Raw genomic sequence first — 14711 nt, forward strand, 5'->3', positions numbered from 1 at the left:
AAAACAGGAAAATAAAAAAGGGTTTCAATTTCTTGAAACCCTTAACGACTTTTGTGATCCGGATTGGATTCGAACCAATGACCCTCCCGATTAGAAATCGGGATGCTCTATCCAACACCGCTAATAAGTTTCTGAATGCTTGTTCTGCTTTTCATTTTTTTTATAGCTAGTTCCCGACGTCTTGCAAGTATCAACTCATCAAATTTTTCCTGGTAAACCAGTTTCCAAGGAGATCCCGTCTTAGTAAATCTTTCTTTACCACGGTTATGCTCTGTCATTCTTCTTTCGAGGTCATTAGTCGACCCAACATAATACTTGTCTAATTTTACGCTGTATAGTATGTAGCAATATGATGACATCTCTCAAATTGGCGATGGAATTACCATTCCTCCAAAGCGCATGTGGATTTTTCTCAAGATTCAAACTACAACACGCAAATTATTTTGTCAGTTAATGACAATCAAGAGAAAATCGACTGCCAGGAAATGTATTATTACATGTTCATCAGCGCATTTTTCTCTGGTTTTGGGGATGAAAAAAGCCCCAAAATACCTGGAGCTTTTTTCCCGTGATCCGGATTGGATTCGAACCAATGACCCTCAGCTTAGAAGGCTGATGCTCTATCCAACTGAGCTACCGGACCAATTCAAGTAAGAAGTGAGAGGTATGAAGTACGAAGTTCTGCTAAGCAGTGTGGCTGAAATAATCAACTTCTATTCGGAATTCATGCTCTCGCGTTCAACGTTGAACGTGAATCGTTTTACGTTGGGCGCAAAGATAATTTTTTTTAGCTTGCGGGCAAACCTTTAGTCGACTTCATGAATGTACAGATTGAACCCAGCTGGAAAGAAGTTTTGAAAGATGAATTCGATGCCCCCTATTTTACTGAACTGGTTAGATTATTAAAGGCCGAAAAGCAGGCCGGACGAACCATTTACCCTTCGGGTACGAATATTTTTAATGCATTTAACCATACTCCTTTCGATAAAGTCAAAGTGGTAATTATCGGTCAGGACCCGTATCATGGACCAGGCCAGGCGCATGGACTCAGTTTTTCAGTGCCCAAAGGAATCAAGCCGCCACCTTCCCTGGTCAATATATTTAAAGAATTACAATCTGATCTCGGCCTGCAGGTGAACATGAGCAATGGTGACCTGACGCCATGGGCCGACCAGGGTGTCCTGCTGCTCAATGCAGCTCTTACAGTACGTGCGGGCGAACCGATGAGTCATGCCAATGCCGGTTGGTCGGAGTTCACTAACGCGGTCATCAGGAAGATTTCGACACTTAAATCACATGTGGTTTTTGTTTTATGGGGCAAATTTGCCCAGGAGAAAGTGAACCTGATTGACACTTCAAAGCATTTTATTTTGAAATCGACCCATCCCTCACCTCTCTCCGCGAATTATGGATTTTTAGGAAGCAGACCATTTTCAAAAACCAACGAGCAATTGGTAAAAGCCGGAGTTCAACCTATTGACTGGTCGTTGGCATAGGCATGTAGGTTTCCGATTTAAATCCGGACATCCTCGATCAAAGTGGAATCATGGCTTGATAGCTAAATTTTCGATTGTAATTTACAGGTGCTCTTTTTTTGATTGTCCGGGATGTTTTGTCTACCAGAATTTTACTTTTTAACGCATCCTGCGATATACATTTGCACAGCTTATGATCAAAGATATCCTGGGTAGAATTTATGCGCTTTGGGTGGCAATCATTTTTATTACAACAATGTTGCTGGTGTTGATTCCACTCTGGCTTACCAACGGACAGCCAGAACCGAAGCGCACGGCTTCTATGGCTACTATATACAGACATTGGATGTCCGTCTTCTTTTTTCTCGTAGGTGTGAGACTCAAAATTTATGGCAGAAAAAATTTTGCTCCTGGGGAGAATTATATCGTGGTTTCAAACCACAATTCTCTGATGGATGTACCGCTGACGACTGCAAGAATTCCGGGACCCAATATGACGATCGCAAAAAGTGAAATGGGAAAGATTCCCATTTTTGGAATCATCTATCGTCGGGGTTCGATATTAGTTGACCGTAAAGATCCGAATAGCCGTCGCGACAGTTTTCTAAAAATGCGCCAGGTGCTCGAATTGGGAATGCATATGGTGATCTATCCGGAAGGCACGCGAAATAAAACGAATAAGCCTTTAAAAGAGTTTCACGATGGTGCTTTTCGGTTGGCGACTGATTCGCGCAAACCAATATTGCCTGTCATCATTTACGGCACAACCAAAATGCTGCCCTCGGATAAATCATTTTATTTCTGGCCGGGAAAGCTGGAAATGCATTTTCTCCCTCCATTGCGTGTAACCGATACCGATACGTCCGACGATTTGAAGAAGAAAGTTTTTGAAACGATGTGGCAATATTATGAGGAGCACGATCCTGAGGCAGCAGGCAGCAGATCGAAGCAACCAGGTTTATAAAATGTAAACTGTACACTAAATATTATACAAAGTTTTTTTCGCTTAACGCAGCGGTTCATCGAACAAAGAAGAACGCCGCCAGTTCTACCTCTCGCCTGCTTAATTTTTAAAGTTCAACCGGTTGACGGATAAAAAATGCTCACTGCAATTTTCTGTTGCCTGCTTGCTGTGCCTGAAACAGGATCACCACTATCTCGAAGAAAATTATCTCACTGACCACCGGCTGTTCCCTACTTACTCAGTATAGAAATACCTCGTTCTGTTCACCTTTAAATCCCTCAACAGCCCCGACTTTGGACTGATAGAAATATTAAAAGAACGATACAGACCAATCGGTGTTACATTGATCGACATTTGCCAGCAATGCAGATCGCGGGAGATGAACATAGTGAAAGATTGCATCTGCAGTGCTCTGAGATCATAATATCCATTGGCACCTACTTTCCATTTCGGTGTCAGGTTGAAGTCGCCATTGAAATTTAAACTGGATGAAAATTCTGTATTAAAAGTATAATCCGGTTGAAGTACCCTCGCAAAGCTGACGTTCAAACCGATATTTACCGACCAGGGAATATTGAAATCTGTAAACTCCGCCGGGTTTCGCCTTACATACTCCATTTGTTGCATCATCTGATCCTGGGTCAGCTGATCTTCACCACTTTCCTTGATTTGTTCGTCGATTGATTTCTTATTCTCATCTTTCTTTTTACTCTGCCATGTGGTAGATATGTTCAGACTTCCGTTTACGATTGACCCCAATGAAAAACCATCTCCGCCCTGCCAGGCATAAATATCCCGTCTCTGACCGGTAAACGGATCTGTTTTATAGGGGTCCAATGTTGCATTTGCTGTAATGTTGATCTTATCAAATAAATAACTGCGTGCGTAAATATTAAAAGTGGAAAGTTTAAAACTATCAGCAAGGAAATTGTAACCGCCGGAAATTCCAAATCCATCCAGGATCTTTACTTTTTTTGACTCCGCTTCTCCTGTGTCCGATTTCGATCTCACTTTCGCTTCAATATTATTATCTATTCCAAAACTGATACCACCACTTCGTCCTGGCGAAAATGGCCCGTATATACTTCCATCAAAATAGGAAAATAACATTTGTCTACCCAGGGTGTCAACCTGGGTGCGGTAGTAATATTGGGAAACCAGATCTGGTTTGTAATTGATACCAATTTGTGGCCGCATGGTATGCCGTATTGCCTCTACTTTCCCATCCTTCTTTTTTGACTGGAAGGTGGAGAACACGGCAGTACTAAGGGATATGCCCATCGATATTTCGCGGGCTGCATAAAATCCCTTCTGAATTATTGTGTCGAGTTTTTCAGTGGTATTATTCCAGTTCCGGATAAACTTTTGCGCGTACCATCTTTCACGATAAGAAAAGTTTGGTCCGATCTGGAGAGGACCTAATGCAGGTAAGCTCAGCTGAATGGGAATATCATGCGAAGCTCCCCACTGTAATGTGTCAATGAGTTGCTTCCACTGAAAGGCGGTATCATAAAAAGAGATCAGACTTTTATAGCTTCCGTTATAACCCACACCGAGTTTCTCATACCATTTTCCGGCACCCACCATTTCTTTTGGTTGAAATGGGTAAACAGTATTTACAACAAATCCGATATCAGGCAGGTTCAGATTTACTAATCGTTTCTGTGTATTCTGCTGATGGTTGAGGTTAACTGTAAGGTTGTATGGTTTTCCGATCCAGGATTTCTGATAGCTTATCGAAGACTGCAATTGGTTGGTAAAATTGATTGGCTGCAGATATCCGCCGCTGGCTCCAACCGTACCACCAGTGGATCCACCAGCACTTACCAAAGCACTGTTTGGAATCAAGGACAGATATTTACTGCTTCCTGCATTTACACTCGCACTGAAACTTGTTCCGGGCCGGGCCTTGCTATCGCGGGTATGGTTCCAGGTTACAAAAAAGCTTTTTGTCTGGGAGTAGTCAGGATCACCTTTGAATGCAAATTTTGTATTCTGATAACTGAGCGTAAACGCTCCGCTGTAACGGTAACGCATACGGTAACTCGGGGACAGGTTTAATCTCCAGCTTCCATACGAATACAGATCGGCCCAGGCTTTTGCGTCAAGATATTCGTTGAACACTTTATAGTATCCAAACCCTTCGAGACCTATACCAAAATCTTCGGTTACGGTAAACTGTGGGGGTATAATTCCTGAACGTCGCCCCGTCGCTAACGGAAAAATTCCAAACGGCAGATAAAGCGGAACCGGTACCTGTTCAAATTCAGGATGCACCGGACCAGTTACTGCTACTTTCTTATTTACAAATTTTGCCTTCTTAAACCGGAATGCGAAATGGGGTGTATCCAGGTTACAGGTCGTAAACCTTCCTTTTGCTGCAAAAAAAGTTTGTGCATCCACCTTCTTAACCTTTTCGGCAAAATTGTATATCTCATCCTGTTGAAAAAATGAGTTATAGGTAATACCCTTTTGCTTTTCAAAATTGAAACGGATACTGTCACTCACCGTTGTAGTACCACCCTGCGTTAGTTTCGCCATTCCGGCAATCTTACCAATGGAATCTTTATCCATTCTTGCAGTTACCATTTGTGTTGTCTGGTCAAGCGCGATATAAGGTGCTGACAGCGTTACATCGGTATACTTCACTTCAGATCTTCCATATAATAAAATTTGTTTGGTATCAACCATCAGCACCATCGAGTCCGTGGCTTTATATTCGATCGGTGCATCGATGGAATCCCTGGAAGCTTTAAAATTGAACGTATCAACTTTTTGTTTAATCGTTGTATCAATAAGACCTGCCCTGATGGAGTCATTTCTGTTGCGGAGACTATCGGAAATCACAGGTTTCACTGGTATCGTATCAGCCTTCACCGGAGGAGGAATCGTGTCCTTCTCCCCTGTTAAATTATTCCCAATTGTAGTGTGTGGATGTGTAAAACCTTTAACCTGTAACGTTATTGCAGTCAAAGCAATGAGCGGCAAAATCAGGAGGTAATATAAATTTCGTCTAACTTTGCTTCTCTTGTTCGTCATAGCAGGCGGACAAAAATAAATATAAAACTGGTAAGTAATTGTGAAGATTAATCTTTAACCAACCCATTATTAGTCGACGTTCAGCATGCAAAAAAAAGTTTTAAGCCTTGCCCTCACGCTGCTATTTTCTGCGCTGTTTGTGCATATATCATACACGCAAACAGGCAAATCAACATCAAGGATCAAGACTATTATTATTGATGCAGGCCATGGCGGCTCTGATGCAGGGGCGCGTGGCAAGTTCAGCACAGAAGCTCAGATTACTCTCGAACTTGCATTGAAACTTGAAGAGATACTTAAATCAGAAATGTCTGATACACGGATCGTGATGACGAGACGTACGGACATATTCCACAATGTTCGTGAGAAGGCCAAGATTGCAAATTCAGAAAACGGAGATCTATTTATCTGTATCCACGTGAATGCAGCACCGCCGAGGCAACACAAAGAACTCGTTCGTTACAAAACGGTAACTTATTATACCGGCAAAGGTAAAAACAGAAAGAAGAGAACCCGCAAAGAACCGGTGTACAGGTATTGGTCAACTCCAAATCCAGCTCATGGGACATCTACTTATGTTTTCGCGGCTGACAGAGGTGATGAAAAAGCCAGCGGAATTCAGAATGATGTTCGTTTCGAATCTGAGGCAGAGGTTGAAGATGTTCCGGATCCTGAAAGCCCTGAGGCCATCATCAAAGCAAGGTTGTGGACGCAGAAATTTTTCAGAAACAGTATAAGGCTGGGTTCGATGATTGAAACAGAATTTGATAAGATCGGACGCAAAAGTCTTGGTGTGTTGCAGCGTAATCATAAAGGTATCTGGGTGCTTCAGGCAACAAATATGCCTGCTGTGTTAATTGAAACAGGTTTCATTACCGATGCTGAAGAAGAAGAATACCTGAACAGTGAGAGCGGCCAGAAAGAAATGGTAAGGGCAATGGCAGATGCAATAAAGAATTACAAGACGGTAATGGATAGCCCACGGCCGAGCGCAACCGATAGTGCTGTGGAAACCAGTCCCGCTACGTCTCTCAATAAAACCGTGCCACCACAAAAAAACAACTCGCAACAAAAACAAGTTGCTGCACTTACAAGTTCGTCATCAAAAAAGCGCTGATAAGGCTGAATAGATGCGGCAGCCTTAAGAAGTTTTTCTATTTTTGTCAGGTTGCAGGACCAGCTCCTTTTTAACCCCATGCTGATGAAGTCCTGCGATATTTTTTTTTATGAAGATATCTAACGAAACTAAAGTCGGTGTCCTGGCGGCAATTGCTATTACCCTGCTGATTCTCGGTTTTAACTTCCTTAAAGGCAAGAAACTTTTTGAAAGGAAAGATATCCTCTATGCTGTATTTGATAAGGTCGATGCATTAAATTCTTCTGACGCTGTAAAAATCAATGGACTCCCGGTAGGCAATGTTGCTGAGATGGAAGAGAGAGATCCAAACATCAGCGCGATAGTCGTTGGATTGCACATTACAAAAAAAATCAACATTCCTAAAAACTCCATTGCCGTAATCGAAGGAAATCCGCTGGGTTCATCATCAATTAATATTATCCTGGGTACATCTACAGAATACGCCCGGGATGGAGATACCATTCAGACCAATCCCTCTTCCGGAATATTGTCAGAATTAAAAGGTGCACTTGGTCCGACAGTGACGCAGGTAAACGGCACATTGAAATCGCTCGATTCTTTGCTTGAGCAGGTAAGTGCCATTTTCGATCCGAAAACAAAAAATAATATCCAGGGAATCGTTGCTAATCTCGCCGTGTCAACTGCATCATTAAATGCACTGCTGAATGCACAGACGGGTGCTCTTGCGAAGTCGTTAAACAATCTGAATTCGTTTACCGGAAATCTGAAAAATAACAACGACACCATCACGAGGATTATCGGCAACGTCGATAAGTTGACTGGTAATCTTGCGCATCTTGAACTTGAGAAAACATTAACAAGTTTGCAGGCAGCAATAGGTAATCTGAATAGCACCTTAGCGAAAGTAAATAACAGCGATGGTACACTGGGATTACTTATGAATGACAAAAAGCTTTATCAGAACTTAACTTCAACTTCAAACAGCCTGAATATTTTATTGCAGGATATCCGGCTTCATCCAAAACGCTATATAAACGTTTCTGTATTTGGTAAAAAAGACAAGTCTGAGCCACTGATGACTCCATTGAGTGACTCTGCCACAAAAGTACCGAAGTGATGAAGTCTGTTTTCCAATCAATGATTTTTCTTTTCCTATTCATTTTCTGCAGCAATGAAAACCTGAGTGCTCAACAGCCTCCGATTGTGCCTGCGGCAGCAGATACATTAAAACCTGGTACTGATACAGGTAAAATCGTAAGGTTACTCCGTGCCGATAAATATCGCCTTGTCAAAACCAACGACACAACAGAGCTGCATATCCTTACCGGGAATGTACTCATGCAACAGGGCAAAACCATTTTTTCCTGTGACAGCGCTATCCAGGACAAGATTCTTAACCAGGTAGAGGCATTCGGAAATATTCATATCAATGATGCTGATAGTATCCATACTTATTCTCAATACCTGAAATACCTTGGAAATACGCGGGTGGCTTATCTGAAAAAGAATGTAAAACTTACCGATGGTAAAGGAGTACTTACGACGAATGAACTGGAGTATGATCTTAATTCTAAAACAGGAACATATTTCAATGGTGGTAAAGTAGTCAATGGTAAATCTGTACTCACCAGCCGGGAAGGATTTTATTATGCAGATACAAGAGAGGTATATTTTAAAAAGAATGTAAGGCTTGTTGATCCTGAGTATACGATGGCTACTGATACTTTGTTGTACAGTATCGAGAATGAAATGGCGACATTTGTCGCGCCGACTACCATACGCGATGGTCAGTCTGTTATTAAAACCTCAAGTGGATTTTATGATCTGAGAAACGGCAATGCCAGTTTTGGTGAGCGGCCGATAATTGAAGACAGCACACAGCAAATCATTGCAGATAATATCAATTACGATAAGAAAACGGGAGAAGGTATCGCCGCCGGGAATGTTCTGTATCGTGATACCGCACAAGGTGCAACTATTCTTGCAGGAGCTACCCGTTTCAACAGCAATACAAAGGATGTTGTTGCGACAGAAAAGCCGGTGATGATACTGGAACAAAACGGCGATTCTCTATATATCGCTGCTGATACTCTGTATTCAGCCATGATGGCGGATTCCATTTCAGTTTATACTGATAGCGCGGTAAAAACAGATAGCCTGGTTGCAAAAAAAGATTCGTTACCGACAATTGTTTCTGACACTTCTCTAAAGATGGTATCAGCCGATTCTACATCTCCCATCCGTAGAGATACGATTGCTGGTCCTCGCCTCATTCGTAAAGAGGCGACTGATAGCATCCGTTTTTTCCAGGCATTTCATCATGTAAGAATATTTTCAGATTCGCTGCAGGGTGTTTGTGATTCCTTGTATTATTCAGCCAAAGACTCTGTATTCAGATTATACCGCGATCCATTGCTTTGGTCGATAGACAATCAGATTTCCGGAGACACAATCTATCTTTTTACAAAAAATAAAAAACCGGATTTGCTGATGGTTTTTGAAAATGGGTTTTCAATAAATAAGACCAGGCAATCATTTTATAACCAGATCCGTGGAAACAGGTTAAATGGTTTTTTTAAAGATGGTAACATTGATTACATGCGTGCAAAAGGAAATGCAGAAAGCGTGTATTATATGCAGGACGCTGACAGTGCTTATGTTGGGATGAATTATGCAAAAGCTGATGCCATCAGTATGTACTTTGCAGAGAAAGAATTAAAGAAAGTAGCCTGGGTAAATTCGGTTGAAGGAACGACCTATCCTATGGGTCAGATCCCTGAAGACAAAAAGAAACTTCGCAATTTTAACTGGCAGGAATCCAGGAGGCCAAAGACAAAGACTGAACTTTTCGGATATTAGAAATTTGTGGATTGATAATCCTGTTCCCTGATCTTAAAACGGGCCACGGTCTGCTGTAATTTGCAAACACGAACCGATATTGAATTGCCAAGGAATTCTGGTGTCAGCACCTGGGTGGATTAAAGAGTCAAAACGTGAAATGTCCTGTACCTGGTTGACTTCGGCTTTGGTTTAAACCTCGCATCATTCTATTCTGCATTTCTTTAAACGCAGCTTTTCAACGAACAACGAACAATGAAGAACGAAGAACGAACAACGAACAAAACCGCCAGTTCTCACTTAATCAGCAATCCTCAGCTAATTTAAAATCATCTTCTGCAAAATAAAAAAACCTGCACCCGCTAAATATCCGCACAGTGCAAGAATTGAAATTTTCTTAAGATACCAGAAAAATTCAATCTTTTCAATACCCATAGCAGCAACACCTGCCGCTGATCCGATGATCAGAACACTTCCGCCAGTACCGGTGCAGTATGCCATAAAATGCCAGAAGGAATCATCCGTCGGATATTGTGCAAGTGAATACATTCCCTGAGATGCAGCAACCAATGGCACATTATCAACAATAGATGATAACAAGCCTATGGATACTACTATCAGATTTTCATTACCGATAGCATCCGAAAGAAAGCCAGCTGCCCTGGTAAGCAAACCAATGCTTTGCAACGCGCCTACGCTTAACAAAATGCCCAGGAAAAACAGGATGCTTGGTGTATCAATTTTTTTCAGCGCAAAATTTACCGACAGTTTGTGTTTGTCCGCTTCGTCACGACCATGATGAATCATTTCAGTAACTATCCACATCACCCCCAGTGAAATTAACATGCCCATGAAAGGAGGCAAGTGAGTAAATGTTTTGAAAGCCGGTACAAAAAGCAGTGCCGCAACGCCTGATATCATAACCAGGTTCCGGTGTGACGAAGGAGCCATTGCAGCGATCTCATCGGGATCAGTTGCCGTTGGGGTCACATGTCCTTTTACTTTTCGGGAAGTCATAATCAGCGGCACAAGCAGACAGACCAGCGATGGTAACAGCACACTAAAAACGACTTTCACGGACGTGATCTGGCCTCCGATCCATAGCATTGTAGTAGTAACATCACCAATAGGCGACCATGCGCCACCCGCGTTAGCAGCGATCACGATCATCCCTGCAAAAAACAGCCGGTTCTCTCTGCTGTCAATTAATTTTCCCGATAAGGTAATCATTACAATGGTGGTGGTGAGATTGTCCAGTATAGCAGACAGAAAGAACGCAAGAAAGCCGACAATCCAAAGAAGCGTCCTTTTGTTGGTCGTCTTTATTTTTTCCGATATCACCTGAAATCCATCATGCGCGTCAATCAACTCAACAATCGTCATAGCGCCAAGGAGAAAGAACAGAATTCCTGCCACATCACCCAGGTGTTCAAGCAATTGTTCATTGACCAGGTGAACATCGTTTGCTGAAAGTATATAAATCGTCCAGCACAAAACACCCGTAATTAATGCGGAAGCTGCCTTGTTGATTTTTATGAAATGTTCCCCGGCGATAGCAAGGTACCCGAGTATAAAAACAATAGTAATCAGTTGTTCCATCAGTTTGCTTTGAAATCATGCGCGGATTTCAATCCTGGCCGTTACTGGTGCGATCTTCAGTGAATTCCCTTTTCGCCCAGGTATCTTTCCGCATCGAGGGCAGCCATACATCCACTACCCGCGGCCGTTACTGCCTGGCGGTAAATTTTATCCTGCACATCGCCGCAGGCAAATACGCCTTCTATATTGGTTTTGCTGGTGCCGGGAACTGTTTTGATATATCCCGTTTCATCCATATCGATCCAGTCTTTGAAGATGTCTGAATTGGGCTGGTGACCGATGGCAACAAAAAATCCCTGTACAGGAATCGTCTGCGACTCTCCTGTTTCGTTGTTTTTTATTTTGACACCTTCTACACGAAGATTACCTAATACTTCTTCAGTTTCTGAATGCCAGTAGATTTTTATGTTGGCTGTTTTAAAAACACGTTCCTGCATTACTTTACTGGCGCGCATTTCACCTTTACGCACGATCATGTGTACTGTACTGCAAAGTTTGCTCAGGTACAACGCTTCTTCTGCAGCAGTATCTCCTGCACCAACTATTGCAACTTCTTTATTGCGGAAGAAAAATCCATCACACACAGCGCAGGCACTGACACCATTACCATTCAGTCGCTGCTCACTCTCCAGATTCAACCATTTCGCTGAGGCGCCTGTGGCAATAATCAATGCATATGATTCAATGATCTTTTCATCATCGATCCAGACTTTATATGGCTGTGTGGTCAGATCCACTTTTGTTGCAAGCCCGAAGCGAATATCAGCGCCCATTCTCACTGCCTGTTTTTCAAAATCGACCATCATCTCCGGCCCTTGTATCCCATCAGGATAACCCGGATAGTTTTCAACTTCGGTTGTAATAGTCAGCTGACCGCCAGGTTGAATTCCCTGGTAGAGCACGGGTTTTAGATTTGCCCTTGAAGCATAAATCGCCGCAGTGTATCCTGCAGGCCCCGAACCAATGATCAGACAATTTACTCTTTCGGTTTCCTTTTGATCCATATTCAACGATAAGTCGGCAAAAATACGGTCATTTCAGCGGATTGACGCTTGCCCCGGGGAAAGCGTGAATAACATGTGAAGTACATAAATGCTCCCCGGGAGAAAAATAAATTACCCGCCTGCCAGGACTGAGAAATCCTGCTTTTCGTGTTGGGGTGAACGTTACTCTTTCTACGCCTTTTCTTCCTTTACCACGATGGCATTCTGATCTTCCGGATTGATCTTCCCGGCAGGAAATAAGCAAGCAGTCAGGATCAATACTACACTTACCATCATAAGCAAAAGACCTGCTTTTATTTCCGGGCAGTAACCCTGGTAACAAGCACTGAAACGGAGATAGACGACTATCGCGTAAGCAACATTTACTGCGCTTGTGAAAATGGCAACCCTTTTCATCCATACTGCGGGAAGCATAGTAAACAGAACGCTGATGCCGGCAGTGATGAGAAGGAATTTGCCAGGGGCTCCATAGATGTTTTTTTCTGAATAAAAGCCCGTGAAGTTCTTATCCAGATCGGCATAGTACGCCCAGGGCATAAAACAAGCAGCTACCAACAAAAGGAATGAAATGATGCCGATCCATCGGGAATATTTTGCCATGGGATTATTTCATTAAAAAAGCGAAGGTAAGATCCTTCGCTTTGAGGTGCTGAGCAGATTCGAACTGCTGTACAAGGTTTTGCAGACCTCTGCCTGACCACTCGGCCACAGCACCTGGTTGTTTTCGCCGGTTCCTTAAGGAAAAAGCTGCGCAAAAATAGTACTTTTAGCCATTACTCAGCAAATCGAATTCACTATATCCGGATTGAATATGAACAGGATCGGCGAATCAGAACTGATACTCAATGAACGGGGAGCAATGTATCACCTGGATGCACGCCCCGAAGAAATGGCAGATACAATTATAACGGTTGGTGATCCCGGTCGCGTCAATAATGTGAGTAAACATTTTGATTCCATTGAATATAAATGTCAGCACCGGGAGTTTATCACGCATACCGGATACATCGGTAAAAAAAGACTGTCAGTAGTATCGACCGGTATCGGCCCCGATAATATTGATATCGTAATCAATGAGCTCGATGCTCTGCATAATATGGATCTCGACAACAGGGTTCCAAAAACGCAACTCAAATCTTTAAATATAATCAGGGTCGGAACGTCCGGTGCATTGCAGGAAGATATTCCGCCAGACAGTTTTGTGGTAAGTACTCATGGCATAGGTCTCGATAACCTAATGCATTTTTACAGCGTTGAAACTTCTGTGGCAGAAAATGATATTCTCCAGGCTTTTGTGACACAGACTCAACTCGATAATCATCTCTCTTATCCCTACCTGACGCCCGCAAATACCCGGTTGATGAATTTGTTTTTCGGAGGGTTTCATCATGGAATGACAGTTACCTGTCCTGGTTTTTATGGTCCCCAGGGGCGCGTTCTTCGATTGGGCCTGGCTCAGCCCTATCTTGTTGATCACCTCACTTCCTTCCGGTATGGAAATTTCAGGGTGACCAATTTTGAGATGGAGACTGCGGCGATTTATGGACTGGGGAAAGCGCTGGGTCACCGCTGTCTGTCCATCAGTTCAATTGTTGCTAACAGGATCACAAAGAAGTTTTCTGACAATCCGTCGAAAAGTATCGAGAATCTGATCGTTAAAACTTTAACAATTCTTGCGGGAGAAAATTATTGAATACCTTTGCCGGCAGCTTGCTGTTTTTCAACGAAATATTAAGATAGCCTGTGCAACCGGGCTATTACCTGCCTTGTCATATTGAATTCCGCTTAAACTCCATTTGCGTCTGGATAATGCATTTGTTATCCTTACGTTTTAATGAATGACAATTGTTGAATATGACCATTTCGTTTTATAAGTACCAGGGAACCGGCAACGACTTTATCATCATTGATAACCGGGAAACAATGAACGGACATTTCAGTTCTAAAGAAATCAAACATCTCTGTGAACGAAGATTCGGCATTGGCGCTGATGGATTGATGTTGCTGGGTAATGCAAAGGGCTATGATTTTTCAATGAAATATTATAATGCTGATGGCCGTGAAGGAAGCATGTGTGGAAACGGTGGCCGGTGCATGGTAAAATTTGCATACGATCTGGGTATACACAGACCAACCTATAAGTTTCTCGCAGTAGATGGTGTACATCAGGCAGAGATTGACTTAAATGGCATAGTGAGACTGAAAATGAAGGATGTAGAACAAGTGAACTACATCGGCGATCATTTTGTTCTGGATACAGGATCACCTCATTATGTAAAGTTTATCTCCGACGTAAATCGTTACGATGTTGTCAAGGAAGGTCAGTCTATCCGCAACAGCAAGAAATATTTTGCTGAAGGCATCAATGTCAATTTTGTTGAAAATATTGATGAACACACCATTTTTGTCCGCACGTATGAGCGTGGTGTTGAAGATGAAACATACAGTTGCGGAACCGGTGTTACCGCCAGTGCATTGATGGCTGCGCATAATGATACAGGTTTTAACCAGGTCGATGTTTCGACCCTTGGAGGAAAACTGAGCGTTGAATTCGACAGAATCGATGATAATAAATTCACGAATATCTGGCTGAGTGGTCCGGCTGAATTCGTTTACAAGGGTGAAGTCGGGTTGAAAGATTAATACTTTAACATCGGGATTTCACGGGAATCATACCTTAGCGCGCAATTTCA

General features: G+C 42.6%; 12 protein-coding genes and 2 tRNA genes. 7 read left to right on the plus strand and 7 right to left on the minus strand.

What is annotated here, in order from left to right; genetic code table 11:
* Positions 1-107: 107 nt before the first annotated feature.
* Complete coding sequence (locus P2W82_RS03045; RefSeq protein WP_336514362.1) at positions 108-359, minus strand: GIY-YIG nuclease family protein; 252 nt, start codon at positions 357-359, stop codon at positions 108-110.
* Positions 360-569: 210 nt separating this feature from the next.
* Positions 570-643 (minus strand) — tRNA-Arg (locus tag P2W82_RS03050).
* Positions 644-818: 175 nt separating this feature from the next.
* Here P2W82_RS03050 and ung point away from each other — a divergent pair.
* Together ung and P2W82_RS03060 are read left to right on the plus strand one after the other, a co-directional pair.
* On the plus strand, positions 819-1496 hold the full coding sequence (gene ung / locus P2W82_RS03055; RefSeq protein WP_336514363.1) for a uracil-DNA glycosylase: 678 nt from the start codon (positions 819-821) through the stop codon (positions 1494-1496).
* Positions 1497-1668: 172 nt separating this feature from the next.
* Entirely contained in the window at positions 1669-2439 is a 771-nt protein-coding gene (locus P2W82_RS03060) for a lysophospholipid acyltransferase family protein (RefSeq protein WP_336514364.1), read from the plus strand.
* Positions 2440-2673: 234 nt separating this feature from the next.
* Here P2W82_RS03060 and P2W82_RS03065 read toward each other — a convergent pair whose 3' ends face one another.
* Positions 2674-5427, minus strand: coding sequence for a putative LPS assembly protein LptD (locus tag P2W82_RS03065; protein ID WP_336514365.1), 2754 nt, complete (start codon positions 5425-5427; stop codon positions 2674-2676).
* Positions 5428-5563: 136 nt separating this feature from the next.
* Between P2W82_RS03065 and P2W82_RS03070 the strand changes: the two genes are divergently transcribed.
* The 3 genes from P2W82_RS03070 (at position 5564) to P2W82_RS03080 (ending at position 9436) form a co-directional block, all read left to right on the plus strand.
* Positions 5564-6595, plus strand: coding sequence for an N-acetylmuramoyl-L-alanine amidase family protein (locus P2W82_RS03070; RefSeq protein ID WP_336514366.1), 1032 nt, complete (start codon positions 5564-5566; stop codon positions 6593-6595).
* 109 nt (positions 6596-6704) lie between these two features.
* Positions 6705-7694: an MlaD family protein gene (locus tag P2W82_RS03075; protein WP_336514367.1), complete on the plus strand. Its 990-nt coding sequence runs from the start codon at positions 6705-6707 to the stop codon at positions 7692-7694.
* Complete coding sequence (locus P2W82_RS03080) at positions 7694-9436, plus strand: OstA-like protein (protein WP_336514368.1); 1743 nt, start codon at positions 7694-7696, stop codon at positions 9434-9436. Before P2W82_RS03075 ends, P2W82_RS03080 begins: the two co-directional genes overlap by 1 nt.
* 297 nt (positions 9437-9733) lie before the next feature.
* On the opposite strand, the gene nhaD is transcribed toward P2W82_RS03080, so the two are convergent.
* The 4 genes from nhaD to P2W82_RS03100 form a co-directional block, all read right to left on the minus strand.
* On the minus strand, positions 9734-11014 hold the full coding sequence (gene nhaD, locus P2W82_RS03085; protein WP_336514369.1) for a sodium:proton antiporter NhaD: 1281 nt from the start codon (positions 11012-11014) through the stop codon (positions 9734-9736).
* A 56-nt stretch (positions 11015-11070) separates the two neighbouring features.
* Entirely contained in the window at positions 11071-12018 is a 948-nt protein-coding gene (gene trxB / locus P2W82_RS03090) for a thioredoxin-disulfide reductase (RefSeq protein WP_336514370.1), read from the minus strand.
* A 171-nt stretch (positions 12019-12189) separates the two neighbouring features.
* Positions 12190-12618 carry a hypothetical protein gene (locus P2W82_RS03095; RefSeq protein ID WP_336514371.1) on the minus strand — a complete coding sequence of 143 codons (429 nt, stop codon included), beginning with the start codon at positions 12616-12618 and terminating at the stop codon, positions 12190-12192.
* Between the two features lie 44 nt (positions 12619-12662).
* A tRNA-Cys gene (locus P2W82_RS03100) sits at positions 12663-12733 on the minus strand.
* Positions 12734-12829: 96 nt separating this feature from the next.
* Between P2W82_RS03100 and P2W82_RS03105 the strand changes: the two genes are divergently transcribed.
* The gene (locus tag P2W82_RS03105; RefSeq protein ID WP_336514372.1) at positions 12830-13711 is read left to right on the plus strand and encodes a nucleoside phosphorylase; all 882 of its coding nucleotides are present in this window, start codon (positions 12830-12832) and stop codon (positions 13709-13711) included.
* A 161-nt stretch (positions 13712-13872) separates the two neighbouring features.
* Entirely contained in the window at positions 13873-14661 is a 789-nt protein-coding gene (gene dapF / locus P2W82_RS03110; protein WP_336514373.1) for a diaminopimelate epimerase, read from the plus strand.
* Positions 14662-14711: the final 50 nt, after the last annotated feature.

It is taken from the genome of Pollutibacter soli (genome assembly GCA_029269725.1).
GTDB classification, from domain to species: Bacteria; Bacteroidota; Bacteroidia; order Chitinophagales; family Chitinophagaceae; genus Pollutibacter; species Pollutibacter soli.